Here is a 24887-nt window from a genome sequence, read left to right as displayed (position 1 = left end):
ATGGATTTGTATAATTTTGACATGGGCTTTTTCTTCTGTTTTTTTTGGCGATTAAATTTTAGAAAATAGCCCATTTTTTGTTTAATTTAGGCGAATGTCAACAAAAAAGGGTGGCGAAGCCACCCACACATGTTGATGAAGAGCCAAAAAACATGTTCATTTTTCCAATTCTTTTCATCTAAAAAAAAGTCCTTTACTTTTAAAATTTGGACTTGATGGATGAGCTGAATATAGCAAATCAACATTTTGATTAGATTTCCAAATCGAATCTAAAGATTCCTGCACCAAAACATTCAATGCATTCATATATTTAGGTTTATATTTATTCCGAATGTTTGGATTATTCATCATTCGATTACACCGATTTATGTACGATTTTATGGTACTATTTTGCTTTGAGCATGTGCAGGCATTTATAACTGCAAACGGCTCAAGTCGCCGCATTCGGCGTTCAAAGTCACTTTTACCAAACTTTTCCCAAACCAATCTAAATAATACATCCCGCTTTTCGTGATCAATCGAATCTAAATTATTACTACATTGATAAGATATTGCTTCAACGAGATACAATAAAACTTTAGGCGGGCAAACTCTATGAGAAGTTCTGCTTCCATAGGTTTCTGACAACAAACTCGCAATATTTTCATCAATAGATATTCCCGTAGGACCATTTGCAGGACGAATAGCGGTTCTCGTACTTTGATTATATTCACTTTTATGGGGAGATTCGAGTATCAGAACAACTATAGGCAAGGATTCATCATTTTCAGATTTTTCTGAAATAGAGCTATTTTCTATATTAACAACACATCTATATTCATCAGGACAGGGCTTGTCTGTAAAACAAGGTTTTCTATAAACGGATTCGCACAACGCTTTAAATTTTCTATTGTACATATGCTACAAAAAAAACTTTTTGACCAATTATATCGAAATATTACTGAATTCTATTTCGCTAATATTAAGAACTTCTAGTTTTTCTTTGTATTTACTCCACATTCTTTTCTTAAAATCAGGATCTGTTTCACCACTCCATTTTTTAGGTGCAAAAAAATGCTTTATGGCAGGATAAATTGCATTTTGTTTTCCTGTTGTTATTCCAACTATTTTTTCTGCAATTTTTTTAGCAATCACTTTATTTTTAAACGGATCCTTTGAGCCATAAGGACTACAATCTCTTCTATTATCATCAATAAAAATTTCTGTATAGGGTTCTGCTAATCTCACAATTTGATCATCATTCAATACATCAAAGAAATAATCTACATATTCAGAAAGTGCATTTTCGTTTTCCCAGTTCATCCATTGTTTTAAGCCAACAACAATAGAATTGACAATTGAATCTAGATTAATATTACTTTTGGGACAAATGCCACATTCTTTCAAAATGTGGACGTATGCTGAACTATAATAAAAATCATTGTTGCCATCATGTCGCTTGGCGTATCCTTCAAAATTTTTTGATAAATGCTTTATGATAATCTCATATGGATCATCCGCATTCGACTCTAACAAACATTGTTTTAGAAGCATGCTATATTTATTAGAAATATATGCAGTGGTATTTGGGTATAGCATTACTGCATTTTCTAGAAAACTAGCACATTTTTTAACAATAAATGTTCCGAATTGCACAGCATCACATTTAGGATTTACTAATAATAGAGTAATATTGTCCCAGGAAGGGCTTAAACCATTTCCCATAATGGCGTCTTTTAATTCACTTGTTGATTCGTCTATTTTTTTTCCTATTTTCCCAAATCCTTTGGTCATATCGTTATGTAAAACCTTTTCCCCTTCCGTCATAACCAAATCAATATAGTCGGCAAAGTCCGTTAAAATAGACACAATAGCATTCTTGAAAAAATGTCTACAAATTATATTTAGAGTTTTATCATACCCCTTTTCTTGTATATATTTTTGTGCAATTTCTTCAATGGCATTTTTCTCTAATTTTGAATAAGTGAAATCTGATTTATCGCTTTTCTTGAATTCTTCTAAAAGAGCTTGAACTACTGGATCATCAGAATTCCATTTCTTTTTATGTATTTTTCTCCATTTGAAAAAACTTTTAATTGAAGTCCATATTCCCCCACGAATAGCTTCTTCACAGGTAACAAAGGTTCCAATAATAGTAAAAGTAAGTGAAAGCATTTCCATCATTATTCCTTTATTTTTTAATAGATACTTTATAATTTCACCTCTTCTCCACGGCTTCAATTTCTTCAGCATCGGTGATGCCGTAGAGTTGATAGACGATTTCGTTCACGCGTTTTTCCAATTCCGTTGTGTCTTCACCGGTTTTCTTCGCAGCGATGATTTCATCGGCGAGGGTGGCGAGTTGGTGTAGGAGTTCCGTGTTATTTAGGGGGATGCGGAAGTTTTCGAAATAGACTTTGCGGATTTCACGGGTGCCGCCCATGAGTTCGGGGCAGTTATACCATATCCAGAGTTTGACGAGGTTGGAATTGAATATGGCGAGGAGGGCTTTTAGTAAGTGGGCCCTATCGCCTTCGGCTCCAGGGTGACATTCCGCATTGGATTGCTTCGCTTCGCTCGCAATGACGTTTTCCGTTCCCTTTGGCAAATTCTGCGAATTGTCCTTTTCCGTAATGATAAAAGATTTGTCGTTGCCGAAAGAGCCGGTTTCGTCGTAGGTAAACGGGAATACCGATGTCATGTTCGGATACATGATTTTCGGTTTGGCAAATTCTTCCAAATAAGCGCAATTACGTAGATTGTATGGCGTATCGCCTTTATCCCCACGTTTAACCAGCTTATCTATAAATTGATCAAGATGCTTTTTTATTGCAGGATATTCATCAATATTGATGGGCGCAATGTTCCTTTCTTTTATTCCGTTATGCGGATTGATTAGATACTGATCGCTTTCCGTCACCCATACATTAATGTCTCGGCCGCGGAGCAGGGGCTTTATGAGATCTTCGCTATTGGGGTCTTCGGCAATGAGTTTTTCTCTCGTCTTTCCGTCAATAAAGAACGCGTCGTTGAAGCCGGTCTTGATGCCGTAATTAATGGAAATCGGCATATCTTTCAGAGCCGTTCCGACGTTCATTTTCTGCAATACAGAATCGTGGAGTTTGTTGCGGATGCTCCATTCGCTTGCACCGAAATTTTCTGCCGAGAACTCGAATGTCGCCGCCTTGACTTCTTTTTCAAATTCGCCGTGATAGTTCTTGCTGTTCAGCGAGCACGCCAAAACAGGCATCTTGTCGCCGGACTTTTGCGATACGAATATGCATACGTAAATGGTCGCATCGGCAAAGAACTGGACATCGCCAAAGTTGAGAATTTTCTTGAGTGAGGTCTGGCTCATAAACTCTCGCAGTTCCTTGCCGTAATCCACAAGCATCCACTTGTTCGGCATGATGAACGAAAAATATCCGTTCTTTTTCAGCAGGCTGTAGGCGCGTTCCACAAAGAGGCAGTAAAGGTCTGCGGATTTGTTGTAGCAACTGTAATCCCGTTTGCTGTAAACGTCGCTCATCTCGCCCATGCTCTGGAGTTGCACATACGGCGGATTTCCGATGATGGCGTCGAAGCCTGTAAAGCGGCCTTCGTCGTCGAGGATTTCTGGGAATTCGAACATCCATTCAAGCGAGTTGGAAAAATCAATATCGTTGTTCTTGACTACGTTTCCGAAGAGGTCGATGCTGGGCGGCTCCTTGAGTTGCGACTTGAGACCAGCAATGTTCAGGCGAAGCTGTTGCTTGTTGTAGCTCGTTCCGCCCGCCTTGTAATCCTGAACGTTTTTCCTGTATTCCTTGAGTTTCGCGGCGAGTCCGTTTTTCTTGTCGGCCTTGTCTTCTTTCTGCAAAAAGTCCAAAACGACATACCCGTTCTGCACGGGGTATTTGCTCAGCAGCGAATCACCGACTTTGATATTGATGTCGATGTTCGGGAGTGTCTGGAGTTGTTTGTAGTCACTTTCCTTGGTGTAGTAGGCGTTCTTCAAAAGTTCAATCCAAAGGCGCAAACGGCAGATGTTCACGCTATTGGGGTTCAGGTCAACGCCGAAAAGGCAATTCTCGATAATGCGACGTTTCTCGTTGAACAAAGCTTCTTGATACCGCTGGCTTTCTTCGTTGCCCGGCTTGTATTCAAACGGTTCGCCCTCGTCATCAACAACAGAAAGTTCATCGTTATCTACTTTCAAAATCAGGTCGCGACGTTTGATGCGTTTGCCGTCCGCATCGCACAAAATGTTCAATTCCGATTTGATTGCAAGCAGGCGATTAAGGGCCGACACCAAGAAATGTCCAGAACCTACGGCGACATCGGCAACGTGGATATCATCGACAATTTCATTCGCTTCTGAAATGTCCTCAATCTTGTCCGAGACATCTTCCAAATTTTCGCATTTCCAGGACTTTTTCTCGTTGAACTTCTGCACCACGGTCCGTTCCAGCACATCGCGGGCCATATAGTCGGTGATGAACCCCGGCGTAAAGAAACTGCCGTCTTTGTAGCCGTTGATTTTTTCGAAGATGAGTCCGAGAACCGACGCGTTGATGAGCGTCTTGCTCGTAGAGGTCACACCGCCTTGGGCATCGCTTGCAAAGTTATACGCATCGAGAAACTTGAAGATGTAATCCAGATTCGGGAGAGTGCCTTTCGCACGTTTGCCGCGTTCGTCCTTCAGGACAGTCTTGTTGAAAATTTCCATCTGGGCATCGGGAATGCCTCGGATTTTCAGGTGCTTTTCGTCTTCGGTCGGCTCGAACAGTGAACTGTTCAGGTAAGGGACGTTCGGGTAACGCTTGAGTACGTCTTCGTCGCGATCCTCGATTTTCTTGCCGAGTACCTTGAAAAAGAAAATATTCAGTTCGTCGAAGTTCGCTATTTTGTCTGTACTCATGAACCGGTACGATGCATCGCCCTTTTGATACATGAGGATTTGCGATTCGACAAGTTTCAGGAACAGCAGGCGGTTCACCCATGTGATGCAGAGACGGAGTGCCATCGCCTCGCATTCTTCCTTGTTCGGGAAATCGTCTTCAAGCTGGTAGATGGCACTTTCGAGGAGGCTCGCCTTGTCGCGATTTGCGGGGTTCTTGCGTCGGATGACTTTCTTGCCGCCCTTTTCTTCTTTTACTTCTTCGAGGCCGATGATGTGCAAGAGTTCCGCATAAAAATTGCGGTCAAGGCTGTTGCTGTCGTTTGCGAAAGGCTTGGCAAGGAGAGTTTCCGGGGAGAGGAATTTGTAGAGAGGGAGGAGCTTTTTAGATCCTTCGACTCCGCTTACGCTCCGCTCAGGATGACACGCTGCATTAGATTGCTTCGTGGAGTTTATCCCGGACTTTGATCCGGGACTCGCAATGACGTTCTTGCAAGCATCTGCAAGGCTGAAATGCACGACGTTGATGTCGCAGGAGGCGAGGAAGTCGTCGATGGCGGGTTTCGCGATTTCGTTGTAGAAATCGGAGGTCTTGTTGCCGCTCATCTGATTCGCCTTGAATTTTAGGAACTGATCGTATATCGGTTTCGTCTTGTTCCCAAAATAGCGGATAAAGTCTTTTACGTCGAAGAAATACCATTCGTCAAAATTCGTGATGGCGAGCCACTTGATTTCGTGATTGCCCGATTGCACGTATTCCAGCATAAAGTAATAGACGAGTTCCTGCAACGATTTTACGTTCGGGTGCTCCGCCGAAAACATTTCCGCAACATTCGTCGGCGACTTCGCTTCGATAATCACCGCCGGCTTTGCACTTGCCGTATTCCCGTTAAAAATTGCAAGGTCTATCGGGCGGTTGACCTGCACCGAATAATCAGGTTCAAAAATCTTGCGTAAAAAATTCCAGATTTCGCCCTTGTGGTATTCTTCGTCCTGCGCTGCGTTCCGCTTGCTATAAAGATTCTTGAGCGAAAGCTTGAAATCCTCCATCTTTTCGACGGAAACAGGGAGCTTGAGGAACGCGGAATTGACGGACTTTTTAGGCGAAATGAACTTGATTGACATACAAGGGAAATATACCCTTTTTGAAGACAAAAGATGGCAATTTCAAGGTTTCCGAGGCAAATCTCGTTTATTTTTGCAGTCGGGGCGTTGCGGGGTGTCCCCGCTAGAAGGGGTAGCGAAAAACGCCGAAGGCGGTTGGAGCGAGGGGGAGACTTCCCCCACCAAAATATTTTTCAGAATATCGCGCGGGCCTATTGACAAACTGGTGCGGCCAGTGCGGCCGAGGCCGTCGCGCCGAAAAAGCCCGGATTTTCCCTGATAGACGAGGATTTGCTCAAGTCGCGGATATATACCATCCGCGGGGTAAAGGTGATGCTCGATGCGGACTTGGCGGAAATTTACGTTTACGCATCCGGTTGTTGGCCGTCGATGCCGGCAGATGAAGGATTCTTGATTGCAGATTACCAGACATGATCCTCAAATGTAGTTCAACAAAGGGCTAAACACCTATTAGTTGTTCCGGGAAAGACAAAAAATTCCAAAATAGGTTACTAAAACCCGCTGATTAAGACTTTTAGTGACCTTATTTTTAGTTTATATGTAATGTTTTTAGTCAATTTCCATTATCAGGCGTTTTCATTTTTGAATTCAGGTTACTAAAAGACCATAAAAAACTTGACTAGTAACCCCGTTTTTCAACAAAACCCAAATTTCTAATTAGTTTGTACAAACTCTAGGTTACTAAATGTCGTCAAAAAGCTCATTTAGTAACCCAATTTCGCAAAAACACCTTCCGTTCAACATCCAACCACAGCAATTTAAACCTTCAGCGTCCGCAAATATGCCTTATGCTCGTCGGTCACGCGGAAGCTTTCGATAGATTTCTGGATGGCCTTGTTGTGAGTCCACGGGTCTAGTTTTCGTTTTTCAATATAAGGCACAGCGTCGTCCCACTGTTTTGCAAGGGCGGTAGCGAAATACCAGGCCACTTCCATCTGCACGTAGTATTCGGGATTCGCAAGCGTAACGCCTGCGGGAGTTGCAGCAGCCACCCTCGGGTTCGGCGCCATCACCGCAGCCGACCCACTTGGAGCCCCATCCGGCAACGACTTGAACTTTGCCGTATCCACCGCGGCCACCCACTTCAAAAACTTCGGGTCGTAACGGTCATCCAGGAACAAGTCCATCAGCATGTTGATGCCGAACCGCACCACATAAGGGTGGTCCGACTTGACCCACTCCTGAATGCGTTTCAGAAATTGCGGAACATCCTTCAGCAGGGCCCGGGGCTTTTTCCCGTCGCAAATGGCCCAGTTGTCTATGTAGGGCAAAAACTGTTCCGTGCGGGCAAGGCACTCGTCAAAATCCTTGATGTGCTCCAGCAGCATGGAATGGATATGGTTTTCCTCGAAGTACTTGTGGGGAAGCGAGTCCATGAACTTGGCCACATCCGGCGCAATGGAACTGCCCACGGACTTCGCGATGGACCCACCAACGGTCCGCGCGGCCCCAGCCTGCGACTTGCCCGAAGTTTTAGCAGTACCAAAAAATTCTTTGGCCAGCTTTCGCAGTACAGGAACCCTCACCCCGATAAGGGAGTCACAGGAAATCCCCGGCACCAAGGGCAGGTGGAAATCCTTGTACTTCAAATCCTGATTTTCAAAAAGTTTCTTGACGAGTTCCCTGTGAGTCATATTCAAAAGATACTACTTCTTCGGCTTGACTCGGGCGCTCATGTAGCTAAGCACCAGGTTCTGCCACACCACATAGCAGGTGGGAGCGATGGCGGCTACGGGGCCGGCATAGAGACTTGCGATCCAGATGACCAGAGTGGTATTCTTCTGGCCCATGCTCTGGGAACTTTCGATGGGGTGCTTCTTGTCGCAGAACCAGCCCAGCACAAACTGCAAAATGCAAAGGACCAACGCCACAACGGCAAGCAGGGGCAAGGTGCCGCTATTCCACAGATCGGCAAAACCCATTTCGCGGATATCGCGGCTAGCCTTGGCAAGAATCACGAAGACGCTGAAAGTCCAGATGAAGATGGTGTACTTGGAGAATTTCGCCACCTTGTCGGCAATTTCCGGGTAGAAGGAGCGGACCCCAAGAGCCAAGGCCAACGGGATAGAAATAATCGGCTGGATAGAATTGAAGATTCGGAGGGCGATTTCAGCAAAACCCGCCTCGGAACCGGTCAGGTAACCATATATAATAGGGATGCTGAAGCAGGCGATCAAGTGCCCACTTAAAAAGATCTTCAAAGCCAGCACCGGGTTTCCGCCCAGCATCTTGGCCATGGCGGGGGCGGCGTTTGCCGGCGGACAAAGGCAGATAATGGCGCCACCCAGCAAGACGTCACGAGGCAGCCCGAAAACTTCAACGCTCACCCACAGCAGGGCAAGCAGCAGCATGCTGGCGATAAAGGCACGAACCTCGATCTTGAAGGTATAACCATGTTCCTGGGGCGGGACCTTGCCGATGAAGGTCAACAGCATCATGGTTCCAATCTGGAAAGGGAGGGTCGGCGCAAGAACGCTGGCCTGAGGCAACAAAATGCCAAGAATAATGGCAATCGGCATCAAAATAGCGCGCAAATTCTTCATAACGGCGCGCAATTTAGAAAACGTCCCCCCCCCTCGGCAAGGCTCGACACCCTCCCCCAAATTACTATCTTTGTCCCCATGTTACATTCTAGGTACCAAGCCTTCGACTATCTCGAAAAGGCCTTTGAAAAGAAGAAGAAAAACGGAAACCCCATCTTGATGATCGTGTCGGGTTACCTCTCCCTCATTACCTTGGGGGCCTTCCTTCTCTCCATGCCCTTCGCCCAGCGCGAACCCATCGGCGTTCTGGACGCCTTCTTTACGGCAACCTCCGCCGTTTGCGTCACCGGGCTTTCTACTATTGATATCAGCGCAAGCTTCAGCCCCATCGGCAACTGGATCCTGGTCCTCCTCATGCAAGCAGGCGGTCTCGGAATCATGACAATTTCTACGGTGATCATCCTCCTGGCAGGTATGCATCCGGGATTCAACCACCAGTCCGCCCTACTGGCCAACTACACCCAGGAAGGTAACGTGGACGCCCAGAAGATCCTGAAGGCAGTCCTCCCCTTTACCTTCATCCTGGAAGGCATCGGCGCCATCTTCTACTTCACCCAGTTTACCGAAGAAGCCCTGGTGCAGTACAGCCTCTACGACCGCATTTTCGGAAGCATCTTCCAGGCAATCAGTTCCTTCTGTAACGTAGGCTTCACCCTGTTCCCCGATTCCCTGGTCCGTTTCCAGCTGAATCCCATCGTGAACATCACCACCTGCATCCTGGCCCTGGCCGGCGGTTTCGGCTTCCTGGCCATTACCGAAATCCAGTACATGTACGACTTCAAGAAGCGAGCCTTTCGAAAAATCTCGCTCCATAGCCGTATCGCCATCAGCTTTACCCTCATTATCGTTACCGTCAGTATCGCCTTCTTTATCTTCAGCGAATGGGGCAACGTCTTCTCGGACCTGAGTTTCGGGCAGAAACTTGAAACCAGCATCTTCATGGCCTTTACCAGCCGAACCGCAGGTCTCAACTCCATCGACGTCCCAAGCCTCAGCGTCGGCTCCCTGTTCTTCTTCGTGATTATCATGCTGATCGGCGCAAACCCCGGTAGCTGCGGCGGCGGTATCAAGACCACCACCACGGCCGTGATCGCCCTCCTGGGCTTCAACCGACTGCTGGGCCGCAAAAAGACCCAGATTCTGGGCCGCACCATTCCCGAAACCACCGTCGATAAGGCCGTCCGAATCTTCGTCGTGGCCATCGTAGTTATCGTAGTCGCCACCCTGGTCCTCCTGGAAACCGAAGCCGCAGGCACCTCCAACGCCCAAGGCTCCTTCCTGAAGGTATTCTTCGAAGTGGTCAGCGCCTACAGCACCTGCGGACTTTCCATGGGACTTACCCCCGACCTGTCCATCCCCGGCAAGATCGTGGTCTGCACGGTCATGTTCGTAGGCCGCATGGGCCCCCTGTTCCTGATTTCCGCCGTGGCGAAGAAGCAGGAAGACGGCATGTGGTACGCCGAAGAAGACATTATGGTCGGCTAATCAGCGGAAAGCCTAAAGGTTAAAGGATAAAGAGACTGGATGCACCTTTAAACGTCACCTTTACGCTTTAACCTTTCCTCTATTTGCTATTTTTGCCCACATGGCTTCTAAACAATTTGTAGTTATCGGCCTGGGTAACACCGGCTATTTCCTGGCCCGTCACCTGACTGCACTCGGTCACGATGTGATGGTTGTGGACCCCAGCCCCGAAAAGATCCAGGACATCTCTAACCAGGTGGCCCAGGCAGTTGTTGCCGACGGCACCCGCAAAAAGCAGCTCCAGTCCCTGCCCCTCGCCAAGGTGGACAGCGTCATCTGCTGTATCGGCGAAGACCTCCAGGCCTCCCTCCTCACCGTCCTGAACCTCCGCGAACTGGGCGTCAAGCACATTATCGCCAAGTCCAGTAGCCCCGCCCACACCACCATTCTCGAAAAGCTGGGCGTCGCCGACATTTTCCACCCGGAACGCGACATGGCCATTTCCCTGGCCGAACGTCTCAACCGCCCCAACATGCTGGACTACCTGCCCTTCATGGAAGGTTTCTCCATCGTGGAAATCGCCTGCCCCGAATCCTTCTGGGGTAAGACCCTCAAGGACTTGAGCCTCACCCACAAGTACGGCATCCAGGTGATTGCCATCCGCGACCCCCTGGAACCCACTCCCAAGATCGGTAACATCGCCGACTACCCCCTCAAGGAAAACGACGTGCTCCTGGTCATCGGCTCCAACGAAGCCCTGGACAAGTTCAAGGCTTAATTATATATAGGTTAGCAGGCCTGTCCCGCATACCTTTAAAAAAAGAAAGACCCCGGTAGGAACCGGGGCCTTCTTTACTTATAGAGAACAAGTTCACTTGATTCCGCGCATGGCCTAGTGCCCTGAACACTTCGGGCAGGTACCGAACAGGCTCAACTGCACCGCACTCAGGTTAAAGCCCTGGGGCAGCATGGTCGAACAGTCCGGCGGAGGCGACATCAGGTCAAAGACATTGCCGCAGCACTTGCACTTGAAATGGCAATGGGGGCTGCAGTCGGCGTCGTAACGCAGGTAGCCCTCGCCAAAGTCAAGAGTAAGCACCAGCCCATTATCGCTAAGCAACTGCAGCGTATTGTACACCGTAGTGCGGGACAGCGAAGGGTTTTCAGGCAACAAGTCCTGATAGATGGTATCAACTGTAGGGTGAGTCTTTACGCCCCGCAGGTAATGAAGCACAGTCACCCGCTGCACAGAGGGGCGAATGCCTTTGCTAGTCAGAATATCTGCAGTCTGCTTCATAAATCCTCACGCTAAAGTCATTGCGGCATCCGCCGCGACCCTAGTTACTTGCTGAAATAACGGTTCAGGAGACCTTCGAAAGCGCCACCGTGACGTGCTTCGTCCTTGCACATTTCGTGGACGGTGTCGTGGATAGCGTCGTAGTTCAGTTCCTTGGCGCGCTTGGCGAGAGCCAGCTTGCCTTCGGTTGCGCCGGCTTCTGCAGCAACGCGGAGCTGGAGGTTCATCTTGGTGTCGGCGTGAACCACTTCACCAAGGAGTTCAGCAAACTTCGCGGCATGTTCGGCTTCTTCGAAAGCGATGCGCTTGTAGGCTTCAGCCACTTCGGGGTAGCCTTCGCGATCAGCCTGACGGCTCATGGCAAGGTACATACCCACTTCGCAGCATTCACCGTTAAAGTTTTCGCGAAGACCCTGCACCACTTCGGGATCCAGACCCTGGGCGATACCCACCTTGTGTTCGTCAGCGAAAACAGTCTTTACGACCTTTGCGCCGTTAGAGGCGGCAGTTGCTGCAGATTCGCCTTCGCAAACGAAAGCGGTCTTCTTAGCCTTGCAGAGGGGGCATACTTCCGGAGCTTCTTCACCCATGTGGATGTATCCGCAAACCTTGCACTTCCAAACCTTCATATGATTCTCCTTCGGCCCTTGCCGGGATGTGCGCAATGCCTATTGCCATAAAACCATCGCGCGGGTTAATTGGGTTCTGCATATTAGATTCACCATCCGGAAGATCCGTTGCAAACCTTTCTGCACCATCATTATTTGTAATCATTACAAATTTAAATCAATTACAATTAGTTGCCAAGACCTTTGATGTACTTTTTTTTTAATTATTACAAGAATCAACTGCCAGCCCGAAACAGAACTCCCCAAAAGGATTCCATCCGTCTAGCAGTTGATTTACGTATACAAAAAAAAGAGCCCCGCATCTTTGCGGAGCTTCTTCAAAAATCAGCGGTTCGAATTCTTGCTTATTAGAACACCGGACGTTCGATAGTCGTCTTTTCAGTCTTCGTTTCGCCACGAGCCTTCTTTTCGGTGGCAAGCTTACGATGGACAACGGTACCGAGAACAAAGTAGCGCCCGTCCTTCTGAATAATGGAAACGTCTACATCGAGAGTCTTCACGGAGAACCACTGCTGGAACATGTTGCGGTAGTTTTCCTTGAGGGTAGAAGTTTCATCGATGGTGGGAGCGCCACTGGACTTGCCATACTTCAAGGTGAACTGGTCAGACATGTAACCTGCAGCCTCGAAGGACTTACTCAGCCGGGCACGTTCAACACGACCAGTCCGAATTTCAAAGGAATAGAACTTGTCGTTCTTATTGAAAATGAAGTCGACCTGCACCGGAAGTTCGCCGAAGTTGTAGACGGGGATAACGATATGATCACCTGCAGCACGCTGACCAAAAGGTTCATACCCCATCTTCATCACTTCTTCAATGACTTCTTCACGGGAAGATCCAAAGGGGATACCGGCGAAATCGTTACCATGCTGAGCAAACACTCCTGTAGACAGAAGTGTTGTCAATATCACAATGAAATATACGATACGTTGCACGGCGGTCTCCTAAAAACCAATGTAAAAGATAGTAAACTTTTGTTAGATTGCACCCCCATTGACAATTTTTTTTGTGTAAAAACGTGTTTTAGCTATATTTTGAGCATGTCTAGCACATTTGGTAAGATTTTTTCCGTTACGACCTGGGGTGAATCCCATGGCGCAGGCGTAGGCTCCGTCCTTGACGGTTGCCCTGCAGGACTCCCCCTCGACGAATCCGACATCCAGGCCGAACTGAACCGCCGTCGCCCCGGTCAGAACAAGATGACCACTCCCCGCGACGAAAAGGACCAGGTTCGCATCCTTTCTGGCGTTTTTGAAGGAAAAACAACGGGTACACCCATTTCCTTCGCTGTCTTTAACGAAGACCAGCGCAGCCACGACTACGCCGAAATCCAGAAGTGGTACCGTCCGGGCCACGCCGACCTGTGCTACGACCTGAAGTACGGTTTTAGAGACTACCGCGGCGGTGGACGCAGTTCCGCCCGCGAAACCATCGGCCGTGTTGCCGCTGGCGCCGTGGCCAAGAAGCTCTTGAAGCAGGTGGCAGGAACCGAAATCATCGCCTGGGTCAACTCCATCGGCGAAGTGGACTGCGGCCCCCTGGACCTGAACACCCTGACCCTGGAACAGATCGAAGCCTCTCCCGTCCGCTGCCCGGATCCCGCCGCCAGCGCCAAGATGGAAGAAGTGGTCATGGACGCCCGCACCAAGTGCGACAGCGTAGGCGGAACCGTCTGCCTGCTGGTCAAGAATCCGCCGGTCGCCCTGGGCGAACCGGTTTTCGACCGCCTGGATGCCCTGCTGGCCCAGGCCATGCTCTCCATTCCCGCCAGCAAGGGTTTCGAGATCGGTAGCGGTTTTGCCGCCGCCCGCATGCACGGCAGCGAACACAACGACGAACTGTTCTTCGACGGCCACAACTACCACACCAAGACCAACAACGCAGGCGGTTCCCTGGGTGGCATCAGCAACGGCGAACCCATTTACTGCAAGGTGGCCTTCAAGCCCACCGCCACCATCAGCCAGAACCAGAACACGGCCGGCCGCGGTGGCGAAAACGGTCAGCTTCTGGCCAAAGGCCGTCACGACCCCTGCGTGGCAGTCCGCGCTCCGGTGATAGTCGAAAGCATGGCCGCCCTGGTCCTGGCCGACCTGGTCCTGCAGCAAAAGAGACACTGTCTGTAGGGTATAGGTAGTAGACAGTAGGGCGCACATGTGGTGCTTTTAGGTCAATCTGAAAAATGAAATCAGTTCGACGGAACCTTCTTAAAATAGCCGCCGCCTGTTATAGGGCGGCGTATTTGCTACACCATAAAGTTGCCCTGCGCCCCGACCTCACCCTCCCAAAAAAACTGGGCTCCACGAAGCTGATCGTGGTGGGCAGTTACCGCACCGGCGGCGCCGGCAAGACCCCCTTCTGCCTCTGGCTGGCCAAGCGATTGTCACAGCCACAAAACGGGCCCCACACCAAGGGCGTCGCCATCCTCTGCCATTCCTACGCCTACGACGAAATCCAGATGCTCCGCGAAGAAATTGAATCCCTAGGGGATGGGGGTAAGCAGACCGGTACGTCTAATTTTATAGAGGTCATCGGGACAGGAAACCGCCATCGCACAGTCCTGCAGCTTTTACAGCGGAAGACTCCGCCCGCATACATCATCTGCGACGACGGCTTTGAAGACAGCCGACTTACGGGGGCAGTCAACATTATCTTACGGTGGAAGGAAGACCTTCCCTCTGAAGGTGGCGGCATCGGGCAGCTATGGCCCGCAGGCCCCTGCCGAAGCCTTCCCGAGGACCACCCTCAAGGCGAAAGCACACTGAACCTCTCTTGCGAAGACCACATTGAATTTCACATAGACCGCATCGCAAATGCTCAAGGCGAATCGCTTCCTCAATCCCTGGGGCGTTTTCATCGGGCAAGAGCCGTGTGCGGAATCGGTTCCCCAAAACGTTTTTTAAAGGACCTGGATTCCTTCGGGATTCCTACGGTGGACAACCGCCTCCTGAAAGATCATGACCGCAGCTTCCCTAAAAAATTGGCGGCACTTCTTGAGCGGTTCCCCGGAGACGCAATCATCATCACGCAGAAAGACGCTTGTAGACTCGACGAAAAAATGCGGAACCATCCCAACATCTTTACCGTTTACCAAAAAGTTAGCGTTTCCCTTTCTGCAATCCACCATATAGACCTGTTGCTCGCGGGATCGTAGTCCCAGACAAACTGCATTTTTTTCAAAAAGAGGTTTGTTTCCCTTTTTCAGTGTAAAGGAGTTTTTTCAGTTGTTATATTTTTACCACTAGGAAGGATAATATGACACTGACTCAACGTATTTCGGAATTATTGCAGGCACTGAACAACGGCATTCCCGAAAGGGAGACCTGCATCCAGCTTGGATTTCTCGCTACGGTGACTAGCGAACCCTTCTTTATCTATGGCCGCGCCGGTTCCGGAAAGACCATGCTTACCGATCGTCTAGCCCAGACATTCAAGGCATCCAACCACCTCAAGATTAACCGCCATACACAGCAGTTACCCGAGGGTCTGGAAAAGTACGACTTTATCGCCTTCCAGGATTTCAATCCCGCCGACGACGTGGCCAAGGAAAACATCCAGATTGCCCTGCATAACCGCAAGGGCGCCGCACTGACAATTTCCAGCGACCAGCGTCCCGAGAGCGTGCTGAACCGCGCCGAAATTGCGGACCAGATAACCCTGACCATTTCTTTGCCCGACAGTCTTTCTCCGGCAGCCCTCTGCGATTTGCTACAGAACCTGGACCGTCTCGAGAACGTATCCATTCCTGAAGCATTGACCGTTTCCAAGGAAGAGCGCAAACAGTGGTGCGAAGAAATCAAGAAGGTAGAACTGAGCCACGAAACATTGCGCGTCATTAGCCACCTGGCAGAACTTTGCGACCAGAGCGACATCTACGTTCCGATCCGCAAGTGGCTCGCCCTAGCCAACATCGCCAGAGCCATCGCATTCTTTAACGGACGCAAGCAGACCGTCATTACCGACATTCTGTTCCTGGGCATGCCGATCTGGGGCAAGGCAACGTCCAACAGCACCATTACCGAAAATTTCCCCGGTATCGTAAAATCTGTCATGATGAGCGAAATTCCCGAAATGCTTCATGAGCCTTACGACGCCAAGACTTTGCACAGCAAGGTGAAGACCTTGCTCCACAGCAGCAACAACCTGTACGAAACAAAGATGTTCAACAACGAGCCTTGCCTTTCGTACCGCATTACCATTGCCGGCGAACCTACCCCTTTGTACGTTCCGTTACGTTATGTAGAATCCGACGAGGATTTCAATCCGTTTAACGAACTTAAACAGGTAGAAACTCGCGTCCGCTGCAACTACCATGGAACTTCCAGTTGCACCATTTCCATCGACTCCTCCGTGAAGAACGTGGGTCTCCGCAGTTCCATGTCACGAAACCTTTCGGCAACCGCAAAGTTCGAAGACTTCGCCACGCTGCCCAGCTACATCCTCAAGGAAAACGACCCCCAAGTTGCCGCCGAAAAGAAGGTCAAACTGGAAGAGTACAAGAAGGAAGCGGTCGCCCAGACCGAAAAGCAGACAAAGTATTTGTTCGCTCTTAGGGACCTTTACCAGGCCAACAAGGCCCTGCGAGAAAATCTTTTCTGCAACAAGCAGCTGTTTGATTCCATCCAGGGCGAAGTCCGTTCCATCTTCGAGGCAAACAACGTTACAGCCAACACGCTAAAGGAAACCCTGGAACTTTTCAAGAGCCTGGGCAAGACTTCGGCCACCTAGGGCCAACAACATTGTCGAATGTTTTACTTACGGAGCGCGGCCTTAGAGCCGCGTTTTTTTATACGATAGACGAGACGTCGTCAGGAACGACAGGGCGTACCACCAGCATCACCGCATTCTGGGAAACGATTACATAACGTTCACCGTTCACTTCTAGTTCCGTACCGCTGGCATGGAGGTACAGGGCCTCGTCACCTTCTTTCACCTGGAGGGGTACGTAATTCACGTTATCACTGGATTCTCCTCGGAATACGGCATCAGGATCCTGGCTGGCAGGAATCGGGTACCCCGGGCCAACCTTCACCACCAATCCCGTATGCACCGCATCATGTTCCTTGACACTGGGCGGCAGGTAAAGGCCACTTCCGGTCTTGTTGGCAGATTCAAGGGGCTTGATTAAAATACGGTCTCCAATGACCACGATATTCTTCAACGGATTCAGCATACCCTAAAGATAGAATTTCTTTTTCTCTATATTTACAAGGTGATCTTTATCGTTCTGTGGACAGCCATCATTGCCTTTTTGGCCACCTACCTCCTGAAAAGCCCCAAAGTCAGGAGTTGGCTTAAGGTATTGATCCGGGCAAAGCTCCTTAGGCGGGTAATCATCTGCACCACAGTCATCATAGCGGCAATCATCATCGCCTACAAGGTACATCCGGTTCCCGAAATCCAGTCCACCGACGACCATTCCGTATTCATGGAATACTCCGCAAAGGCGGTCCACAAGATTGCCTCTACAGAAAATCTGACCTTGGATTCTTCCTGCGACCTGAGCCGTCCAAAATCAGAGTTGTCCTATATTCTGCCGCTAATTCTAAACACCTACGCAGACGTGGTCGATAAGCCCACAAAGCCAGTTCTTGTTCGACTTGACGACACCTTGCAAATTGAACTTCGCGGATATAAGCAATTCAAGAATCGAGGTTTCAAGCTAAAAAAGCTCCTGCAAAAGAAACTGGGAAACCGCTACAAGGTCGCCATACTTAGCGACGAGTCTACGACCCACACCTTGCAGATATCCTATGAAGGCACGCCCTGGAACAAGGAACAGCTTATAGCCCTCCCCGTTATGGAAGCCGCCAAGGAAAACCAGGTTGACCCCGCCCTTCTTATGTCTTTGATCAGGCACGTTTCCAACTTTGACTTTAACTTCAGGGGGCCCAAGGATACCCACGGTCTTTTAGCCATGGGCGGCCATAAGGCACAGGATCACATTATCCACGCCAATGATCCGACTGAAAAAAAGGATCCCGAAATAGATGGACTGAATCAGATTTTCGAGGGAGCCAAAAGGTTGGGCAAACAGCTACAGGTTCTTAGTCTCGAAAATACAATCGCCACTTTTTACCCAGAACAGGGAATGAACTACACCGACGCCCAATGGACAAAATCACCCCTCATCAAAAGTTGGGTGGACCAGGTCATGGCAGACATCCAGTTCTATCACGAAAATGGGTTAAAGCCTTTGGATTAAGGTGAACAAGGGCTAGGTGCATTTTTCTATCTTGTGCCTTCGTGATTCAAGTACAGAACGTTACAAAGTCTTTTGGCATGCAGGTCCTTCTGGACCAGGCAAGCTTTTTGGTAGGCCCCCGCGAACGCGTCGGCCTCGTAGGTAGAAACGGTTGCGGGAAGTCCACCCTCTTCAAGATGATCCTTGGCCAGGAATGCCTGGACGGTGGCGTCATCGACATTCCTAAAAAGTATACGCTGGGCTATCTGCAGCAGCACATCAACTTTACCAAGCCCACGGTTCATGAAGAAGCCTGCAGCGTGCTGAAGCCCAATGAAGACGGCTGGATTGAAGAACACAAGGTGGAAGCAATTCTCTTCGGTCTGGGTTTCGATGAAGAATCCATGCAGAAGGACCCAATGCTTCTTTCCGGCGGTTTCCAGATCCGTCTGAACTTGGCAAAGGTGCTGGCCTCCGAACCCGACATGCTTCTGCTTGACGAACCTACCAACTATCTGGACATTGTGTCTATGCGTTGGCTCAGTCGCTTCCTCAGAAACTGGAAGGGCGAAGTGTTGCTCATTACCCATGACCATCATTTCATGGATGAAGTCTGCACCCACACCATCGGCATTCACCGTCACAAGATTCGCAAGGTCAAGGGCACTGTAGAAAAGCTTCGCGAAACCATCGCCGAAGAAGAAGAAGTGGCCATGCGCACCCAGGAAAACGAGGCCAAGAAAAAGGCCCAGCTAGATCAGCTCATCGAACGCTTCCGTTACAAGGCCGCCAAGGCTGCCATGGTGCAGTCCAAGATCAAGGCCGCAGCAAAGCTTGCCACTGGTGAGCGCCTGACCCACGAACGCAATCTGGATTTCTGCTTTACCGAGGCCCCCTTCCCCGGCAAGCGTATGCTCCAGGTTCACAGCCTCCACTTTAAATACGGTGAAGGTCCCGAACTCATAACCGACCTGGAATTCGAAGTTTTCAAGGGCGACCGCATTGCCATCATTGGCCCCAACGGTCGCGGTAAAACCACCCTGCTGAACCTGATCGCAAAGGAACTGCAGCCTACCTCTGGCGAAATCTGCCACAATCCCAACCTGCAGATTAACTACTTCGGCCAGACAAACATCAACCGCCTCAATCTGGACAACACGGTGGAAGAAGAAATCGCCACCGCCATCAAGGAAGTTTCCCAGAAGAGTCGTGCCCGCGGTCTCGCAGGCCTCATGATGTTCAGCGGCGACAACGCCCTGAAAAAGATCAAGGTCCTTTCCGGTGGTGAACGCAGCCGCGTGCTGTTGGGCAAGATTCTCGCCGAGGAATGCAACCTGTTGCTTCTTGACGAACCCACCAACCATCTGGACATGGAATCCATCGAAAGCCTTATCGACGCCCTGGAAGACTATGAAGGTTCTGCCATGGTGGTGACCCATGACGAAGAATTGCTCCACGCCTTCGCCAACCGTCTGGTTGTTTTCGATGGCGGCCAGTGCCGAATCTTCGAAGGTTCCTACGCCGACTTCCTTGAAAAGGTAGGTTGGTCCGCCGAAAAGAAACCCGGTGGAATGGATGGCGAAAACGCAAAACTTTCCAACATCGATGTCACCAAGGATGCAGTTCAAGCCAAGTCCGACGTTCCTTCTGCAAAGATGGACCGCAAGGCCCGTGCCGACTACATCGCCGAACGCTCCAAGGTCATCAAGCCTCTAGAAAAAGCCATCGCCAAAATTGAAGACGATATTGCCAAGGCCGAGGAACTTTCAGGCGAACTGGAAGCAAAGCTTGTTGCCGCCTCCGAGTCCGGTGACGGTGCCGCCATTACAGCCATCGCCAAGGACATGGACGACGTCAAGAAAAAGATCGACGATCTCTACAGCCAATACGAACTCAAGAGCACCGAACTGGATGCCGCCAAGGACAAGTATCCCCTCGACTAACAGGCCGCTTTTATAGACGGACCCTGTACGAATTTCAATAAATTAAAAGCGCGGAGTTGAACTCTGCGCTTTTATAGGTTAGACTTTTATTTAGAACGCTTAATACCAAGTGTATATGTATCCTCGGTATCGCCGGCCTTCTCATTGCCTGAATAAATTCGCACCTTGGTCTTTGTAATATAGGCACCAGTTCCTACCAGGCGTCCATTTTCGCTACGGGCATTCCATTCAAAGAAAATGTTGCCAGGATTATCGTAACAGTTGGACTTTTCCGGATTTTCGGCATTGTAGAAGACAGTTCTGTCATTACATGCAATTATTCCATGAGCTTCATTCACAAAATTTCCGATATGGGAGAAGTAATAACCATCCCAGACAATCCTAACCAGAGCCAGTGCAGAATCACGGTTTGCACCAGAAGGCAAATTCATGATCATGGTAGTTGCCAATTCACCAATGTTGAATCCCAGCAACAAACCAGGCAAACCTAGGCTATCCGTAATCTCCTTGATAGTCTTGTTAGAAGGTACAGAAATGGGAACAATAGGATCTTCATAAGGCCAGGGAGTTTCACCGTTGATCGTGACCACACCGGGTACGGCAAGTTCAGTTCTCTGTTCACCCACGATACGAACCCTGGGGTTGTTCAAGTGGGCTGCGTTTCCAGAACGGTCCTTGAGAGTTCCGGGAGTCAGACGGACATAATCACCAACGGCAGGTAATGTCCCTTGAGGAGTTCTATTAAAGAATACAGAAACAACATTTTCCTGTTTGTTGAAAGCCACACCGGTTATCAGGAGCGAATCATTGAAATAGGCGGAATCCCTGTAGAATTCAAAGAGATCGTTGGTGTTGAGACCCGCGTGATCAGAGCCTTCACTCAAGCTGATAACCACAACGCTCATATCGCTGGAGCGATTTTCGATAACCGCACTCAAGATAACCGGAGCCACCTTGTCTTCAATGGAGGTGTTCATATCCAGTTTAACTTCATCGCCGGAATCTTCATCTATGTAGGTATAATGATACCTCAAGGTACCCTCATACTTTTTATCAGCAACGCCAGTAAACACGTCGGGTTTCAAGCCTTCCGGATTGTACAAAGTAACAACAGAATCCAGAAGGACCAGAGGCCAGACATTTTCCATTCCGTTGATATTGTAGAAAGTGCTTCCGCCAAAATTCCAGGAAAGGGTATCAGGAACCACATCCTTGAAAGGCTTGCTAAAGGGAATCACCAGACTATCCACAATACCGTCGCCTGTAACATCAAACATCTGGGCAGTGGTTACGAAAGGTACGGGAGGTTCCTTGAAGTGAATATTACGCCAGATCAATTCATTGGCCACGCCATTGCCATATATGACAAAGGATCCTTCGTTAACGGCAGAATCACCCACCACATAGAACTGGGCATATCCCAGGGAATCTGTAGAAATCTCGGTAATGCGCTGCTTGTCTACACCCAGGAAACCAATAGGATCATTAGTATAAAGATTCAAATTCACGGTGCAGTTCACACTGGAGCCTTCATCCATATTGCCACAGGGGCGACTTCCAAACAGGAGCACAATTTTCAGAGGAACCGTATCAGGGTAAGTCACATGCGCCAGAAGGGTATCGTTCTTGCCACCATCAGCGCCAAGAACCGTACCACGAAGAGTCAAACCATCAGGATCCAGCAACAACAAGCTATCGCTAGGAGTAAAGACATCTACGAAGGCGATATCCGGCAAGGGATATTCCGGCACCACAAAGGTGATCATCTGATACTGAGACTGATCCGAAGCCAGGTAGCAGATCAACACATAAGTACCAGGATCCAGGAGGCGGGAATTCACAAACGCGGTGGTATCCACAGTGAATGCCGACATGTTCTCGCTAATCCAGATACCACCATAATTCAGGCCAGGTTCCAGGAGAATGCCCTCTGTAGGCAACCTTCCGCCCACCAACTTAAACACTGTCTGAGCATAGGCGGTGTCCACCTTGGTCACGCTGGAAACATCGCAGCTCAAGGACTCATCAATCAGCAACTGCTTCAGTTCATATTCAATGACACCATTGGGATTATACTTCTGCACCGGGAAGTAAGTCTTCTGGGTCTGCAGATTGATGGACGTACGCATCTTGAAGTTGGAACCCGTTGCGTTTCGTTCCGAGAAGAAAATCTGGAACGGATATTCCGTACCTTCAACCAGGCCCAAAGTATCAAGATCAACAGCACCTTCCACAGGGCTATGGCAACCGCCAATATCCACCACCAGACGGTTATTGATAAAGACCCATACATCATCATCACCACGGAATTCAAAATACTGACCCTTTACATACTTGAACTGGGCAGAAATCTTCATGGAGAAGCTGTAGTTGTGTTTACAGCCCTGAACATCCCAGTCAAATTTTGGGTTCTTGATCGTCTTGGCTGAATCCAGATATTCAAAATCGTCTAACGGATAGAAACCAGGATTAATAGGATCGTTACAACCGTTAGGAGATTCCGTCACATCAGCCAGCCAGAAGCCTTCCGCATCCAGTTTCAAATCAATATCGCGGCAGGTGGCGTTGGTATATTCCTTGCCGTCAGGGCCAACAGCAACCACTTCCGGAATGAACCACTTGTCAATTTCACGACCGGCAGAACACTGGTCCCAGGGGAAAATCAGGGAATCCACGCGAAGAGGCAAACCATCGGGGCTGAGGGTTTCCTGCACCATGCCAAGAACATGGCCACCGCAAGTCTTATACTCCTTGGTCCCCTGCACAATTGTCGTATAGGCATTACCGCCATAAATACCGCCAAAGTCAATATCGATGGCATCATCATAAGATTCACCAGCCCAGTCCAGAAGCATTGCCGAAATCTTCATGGTGGGGCAAATCCCCAGACGTCCCGGGAACACCTCGCTGAACTTCGGAGCGCTAGAAGAAAGCGGATACGGGTAAACCCAAACCGTATCATACAAGGCCATCATGGAATCCAGGGAAATGGCAGATCCCATTCCGCCACCCTCACCCATAAGACCTTCAAGAGCGTAGTACTCCATTCCGAAAGACTGCTTAAAATGAACAGACCAGTCATCGGTATGCTTGAAATAGGTACCCTGGTACCAGCCACAAGTATCGCTCTGAGTCGAATCATAGGCATTTGCAGCAATAGGACCCATCTTCACGGTATCATCAGCCACGATCATGGCCGGAGACATATTGTCCCAGGGGCTCATCAAACGGACCACCTTCGGTTCAAGGGGTGAATACAGCACATCATAAGCCCCATTGGAGCGGGTATGAATCCAGGCTTCGTACACGCCCTGGGGGAACAAAGACGCAATCAGGGGGCGCTGAGCTTCAGAGAAGAAAGTGACCTGCGGCCATTCATTTTGACGGCGGTAGAAATTGACCACAGCCATCGTAGACTTCCAATCCTGAGACGCTGCCACGGCAGGAGAAAACTCATAACTGAACCAGAAAGGATAAGAATCCCTTTCCATGGCAGTGGGGTTATTCACAATATTGCTGCCGACGCTAATATACAGCAAGCTATCCTTGAATGTGGAATTATTGCGCCAGGGATGGTAAACATGAAGAACACGAGTAGAATCAAAGCAGGTGCCCAAGGTCCCCATCGCAGCGGCGGGCGTCAAGTCACCAGAAGTGCCATCAACATAAACCGTATCGAAAGCATCCAGTGCATCAGACAGATCCAACGTACCTGCAGCAGGGACACTCATATAAGGCGTACGATTACGAACAAAATGAGCAGACTTCAACGGATTGGCCTTCATCGCCGCCGGAGAAATGGCTCCATAGAACCAACCGCAAGAGGACTTGTCATCCGGAACAAAACGCATCAGAATTGTGTCCTGACCAAAAATCATCTGCGGCAAGACCTTGTTACCCCAAGGACTCTTGAACCACACCATCTTGGAACCAGGAGCCACAAAAGAAGCCGTATAGGAAGTTCCGTCGGTATACAGCCAAATTTCAACTTCATTGTTGAACATGGATTTGAAGGACATACCATCGGAAAGGTCCCACATTTCGCACTTGTTGTTGTAAGTCGTGCTGGCGCTTGCGGTATCGGAGCAAACATTGATCTTGAACCCGCCACCGTTAGGATAATCAGCCACTGTCTTATTCCAGGTATAGGAATACCAATGATCACCTTCCGGGGTCATCCTTGTGTTAGACGTTTTACCAAAATCAGCATTCCAGCTGGTCACTTCACCGGTAATATGGTAAGTATAGACACTTTCATTACCCTTTACAGCATCATCACGATAAGGGGACTGAAGGTGAATAGTCAAAGTCGCATTAGAAACGACTGCGCTCAATAAAACCAACAATACAACAAACAAATTGTGTTTCATAAAACACAACACTCCTTTCTCAAACACTTACAAGCTAAAATAAACTCTTTATTCCATATAGGAATAAAAATAAGCGTTATAAAAGAAGTAACGTTGAGAATAACTCAAGGCATCTTTGAACTCTAAAAGCCCAATTGCATCAAAATTTCAAAACACTTTTTTGAAGGGTATTCGTCGGGCAGGCCCCGCAAACCTGGGGACAGGCGGAAAGGCCGCCGGCAGGGTACGCCTTTCCCGGTAAGCCTCCTGCGACAGCTCATGGCCTGCGCCTGGCGACGGCAGGTGCGGTGGGCCGAAGCCGCGCCCATGTACGGCGGGCGATGCCCGCGTCGACGCCCCGGCGCGACGGCGATGGACATAAACAAGAAAGGGCCCCCCGAGGTTTTCCTCGGGGGGCCCGTGAATCCAGCGGCGACCTACTCTCCCGGACCCGTAGGCCAGGTACCATCGGCGATAGGAGGCTTGACTTCCGTGTTC

17 protein-coding genes are annotated in these 24887 nt (G+C 49.1%); 7 read left to right on the top strand and 10 right to left on the bottom strand.

Annotated features, from left to right (window positions below; translation table 11 throughout):
* Positions 1–174: 174 nt before the first annotated feature.
* The 5 genes from BUB38_RS16155 to BUB38_RS14980 all read right to left on the bottom strand — a co-directional run bounded on the left by BUB38_RS16155 (position 175) and on the right by BUB38_RS14980 (position 8526).
* Complete coding sequence (locus BUB38_RS16155) at positions 175–897, bottom strand: hypothetical protein (RefSeq protein ID WP_139258476.1); 723 nt, start codon at positions 895–897, stop codon at positions 175–177.
* A 27-nt stretch (positions 898–924) separates the two neighbouring features.
* The gene (locus BUB38_RS14995; RefSeq protein ID WP_073161548.1) at positions 925–2232 is read right to left on the bottom strand and encodes a hypothetical protein; all 1308 of its coding nucleotides are present in this window, start codon (positions 2230–2232) and stop codon (positions 925–927) included.
* Positions 2198–5983 (bottom strand): type IIG restriction enzyme/methyltransferase, encoded by a 3786-nt coding sequence (locus BUB38_RS14990; protein WP_073161547.1) that lies wholly within the window; start codon positions 5981–5983, stop codon positions 2198–2200. The genes BUB38_RS14995 and BUB38_RS14990 overlap by 35 nt, the downstream gene beginning before the upstream one ends.
* Before the next feature lie 758 nt (positions 5984–6741).
* Positions 6742–7623, bottom strand: coding sequence for a DNA alkylation repair protein (locus BUB38_RS14985; protein ID WP_139258475.1), 882 nt, complete (start codon positions 7621–7623; stop codon positions 6742–6744).
* Between the two features lie 6 nt (positions 7624–7629).
* Positions 7630–8526, bottom strand: coding sequence for a bile acid:sodium symporter (locus BUB38_RS14980; protein WP_073161545.1), 897 nt, complete (start codon positions 8524–8526; stop codon positions 7630–7632).
* Positions 8527–8604: 78 nt separating this feature from the next.
* Between BUB38_RS14980 and BUB38_RS14975 the strand changes: the two genes are divergently transcribed.
* Entirely contained in the window at positions 8605–10011 is a 1407-nt protein-coding gene (locus BUB38_RS14975; RefSeq protein ID WP_073161544.1) for a TrkH family potassium uptake protein, read from the top strand.
* Between the two features lie 100 nt (positions 10012–10111).
* Positions 10112–10768 carry a potassium channel family protein gene (locus BUB38_RS14970; RefSeq protein WP_073161543.1) on the top strand — a complete coding sequence of 219 codons (657 nt, stop codon included), beginning with the start codon at positions 10112–10114 and terminating at the stop codon, positions 10766–10768.
* A 114-nt stretch (positions 10769–10882) separates the two neighbouring features.
* Here the strand turns inward: BUB38_RS14970 and BUB38_RS14965 are convergent, their stop codons facing one another.
* From BUB38_RS14965 to BUB38_RS14955, 3 genes are all read right to left on the bottom strand, one after another.
* Positions 10883–11287 carry a Fur family transcriptional regulator gene (locus tag BUB38_RS14965; protein ID WP_073161542.1) on the bottom strand — a complete coding sequence of 135 codons (405 nt, stop codon included), beginning with the start codon at positions 11285–11287 and terminating at the stop codon, positions 10883–10885.
* 44 nt (positions 11288–11331) lie between these two features.
* Positions 11332–11916 (bottom strand): NADH peroxidase, encoded by a 585-nt coding sequence (locus BUB38_RS14960; RefSeq protein WP_073161541.1) that lies wholly within the window; start codon positions 11914–11916, stop codon positions 11332–11334.
* Positions 11917–12263: 347 nt separating this feature from the next.
* Positions 12264–12851 (bottom strand): hypothetical protein, encoded by a 588-nt coding sequence (locus tag BUB38_RS14955; protein ID WP_073161540.1) that lies wholly within the window; start codon positions 12849–12851, stop codon positions 12264–12266.
* Positions 12852–12956: 105 nt separating this feature from the next.
* Here BUB38_RS14955 and aroC point away from each other — a divergent pair, with 105 nt between their 5' ends.
* From aroC to BUB38_RS14940, 3 genes are all read left to right on the top strand, one after another.
* Positions 12957–14039: a chorismate synthase gene (gene aroC, locus BUB38_RS14950; RefSeq protein ID WP_073161539.1), complete on the top strand. Its 1083-nt coding sequence runs from the start codon at positions 12957–12959 to the stop codon at positions 14037–14039.
* A 56-nt stretch (positions 14040–14095) separates the two neighbouring features.
* Complete coding sequence (locus tag BUB38_RS14945; protein ID WP_073161538.1) at positions 14096–15067, top strand: tetraacyldisaccharide 4'-kinase; 972 nt, start codon at positions 14096–14098, stop codon at positions 15065–15067.
* Positions 15068–15168: 101 nt separating this feature from the next.
* Positions 15169–16641, top strand: coding sequence for a hypothetical protein (locus BUB38_RS14940; protein WP_073161537.1), 1473 nt, complete (start codon positions 15169–15171; stop codon positions 16639–16641).
* Positions 16642–16699: 58 nt separating this feature from the next.
* On the opposite strand, the gene BUB38_RS14935 is transcribed toward BUB38_RS14940, so the two are convergent.
* Positions 16700–17086: a co-chaperone GroES gene (locus BUB38_RS14935; RefSeq protein WP_073161536.1), complete on the bottom strand. Its 387-nt coding sequence runs from the start codon at positions 17084–17086 to the stop codon at positions 16700–16702.
* A 39-nt stretch (positions 17087–17125) separates the two neighbouring features.
* Here BUB38_RS14935 and BUB38_RS14930 point away from each other — a divergent pair, with 39 nt between their 5' ends.
* Together BUB38_RS14930 and BUB38_RS14925 are read left to right on the top strand one after the other, a co-directional pair.
* Positions 17126–18118, top strand: coding sequence for a lysozyme family protein (locus tag BUB38_RS14930; protein ID WP_073161535.1), 993 nt, complete (start codon positions 17126–17128; stop codon positions 18116–18118).
* Positions 18119–18159: 41 nt separating this feature from the next.
* On the top strand, positions 18160–20040 hold the full coding sequence (locus BUB38_RS14925) for an ABC-F family ATP-binding cassette domain-containing protein (protein ID WP_073161534.1): 1881 nt from the start codon (positions 18160–18162) through the stop codon (positions 20038–20040).
* Positions 20041–20126: 86 nt separating this feature from the next.
* On the opposite strand, the gene BUB38_RS14920 is transcribed toward BUB38_RS14925, so the two are convergent.
* The gene (locus tag BUB38_RS14920) at positions 20127–24410 is read right to left on the bottom strand and encodes a fibro-slime domain-containing protein (protein WP_073161533.1); all 4284 of its coding nucleotides are present in this window, start codon (positions 24408–24410) and stop codon (positions 20127–20129) included.
* Positions 24411–24887 lie beyond the last annotated feature (477 nt).

The organism is Fibrobacter sp. UWH5 (genome assembly GCF_900142505.1).
Classification (GTDB): Bacteria; Fibrobacterota; Fibrobacteria; order Fibrobacterales; family Fibrobacteraceae; genus Fibrobacter.
Note: the sequence above shows the minus strand (reverse complement) of the source record. Positions and strands in the feature narration are given on the sequence as shown.

Coding starts and splice junctions, on each gene's coding strand:
- BUB38_RS16155 (WP_139258476.1), bottom strand. CDS start 897: ATGTACAATAGAAAATTTAAAGCGTTGTGCGAATCCGTTTATAGAAAA.
- BUB38_RS14995 (WP_073161548.1), bottom strand. CDS start 2,232: ATGCTGAAGAAATTGAAGCCGTGGAGAAGAGGTGAAATTATAAAGTAT.
- BUB38_RS14990 (WP_073161547.1), bottom strand. CDS start 5,983: ATGTCAATCAAGTTCATTTCGCCTAAAAAGTCCGTCAATTCCGCGTTC.
- BUB38_RS14980 (WP_073161545.1), bottom strand. CDS start 8,526: ATGAAGAATTTGCGCGCTATTTTGATGCCGATTGCCATTATTCTTGGC.
- BUB38_RS14975 (WP_073161544.1), top strand. CDS start 8,605: ATGTTACATTCTAGGTACCAAGCCTTCGACTATCTCGAAAAGGCCTTT.
- BUB38_RS14970 (WP_073161543.1), top strand. CDS start 10,112: ATGGCTTCTAAACAATTTGTAGTTATCGGCCTGGGTAACACCGGCTAT.
- BUB38_RS14965 (WP_073161542.1), bottom strand. CDS start 11,287: ATGAAGCAGACTGCAGATATTCTGACTAGCAAAGGCATTCGCCCCTCT.
- BUB38_RS14960 (WP_073161541.1), bottom strand. CDS start 11,916: ATGAAGGTTTGGAAGTGCAAGGTTTGCGGATACATCCACATGGGTGAA.
- aroC (WP_073161539.1), top strand. CDS start 12,957: ATGTCTAGCACATTTGGTAAGATTTTTTCCGTTACGACCTGGGGTGAA.
- BUB38_RS14945 (WP_073161538.1), top strand. CDS start 14,096: ATGAAATCAGTTCGACGGAACCTTCTTAAAATAGCCGCCGCCTGTTAT.
- BUB38_RS14940 (WP_073161537.1), top strand. CDS start 15,169: ATGACACTGACTCAACGTATTTCGGAATTATTGCAGGCACTGAACAAC.
- BUB38_RS14935 (WP_073161536.1), bottom strand. CDS start 17,086: ATGCTGAATCCGTTGAAGAATATCGTGGTCATTGGAGACCGTATTTTA.
- BUB38_RS14920 (WP_073161533.1), bottom strand. CDS start 24,410: ATGAAACACAATTTGTTTGTTGTATTGTTGGTTTTATTGAGCGCAGTC.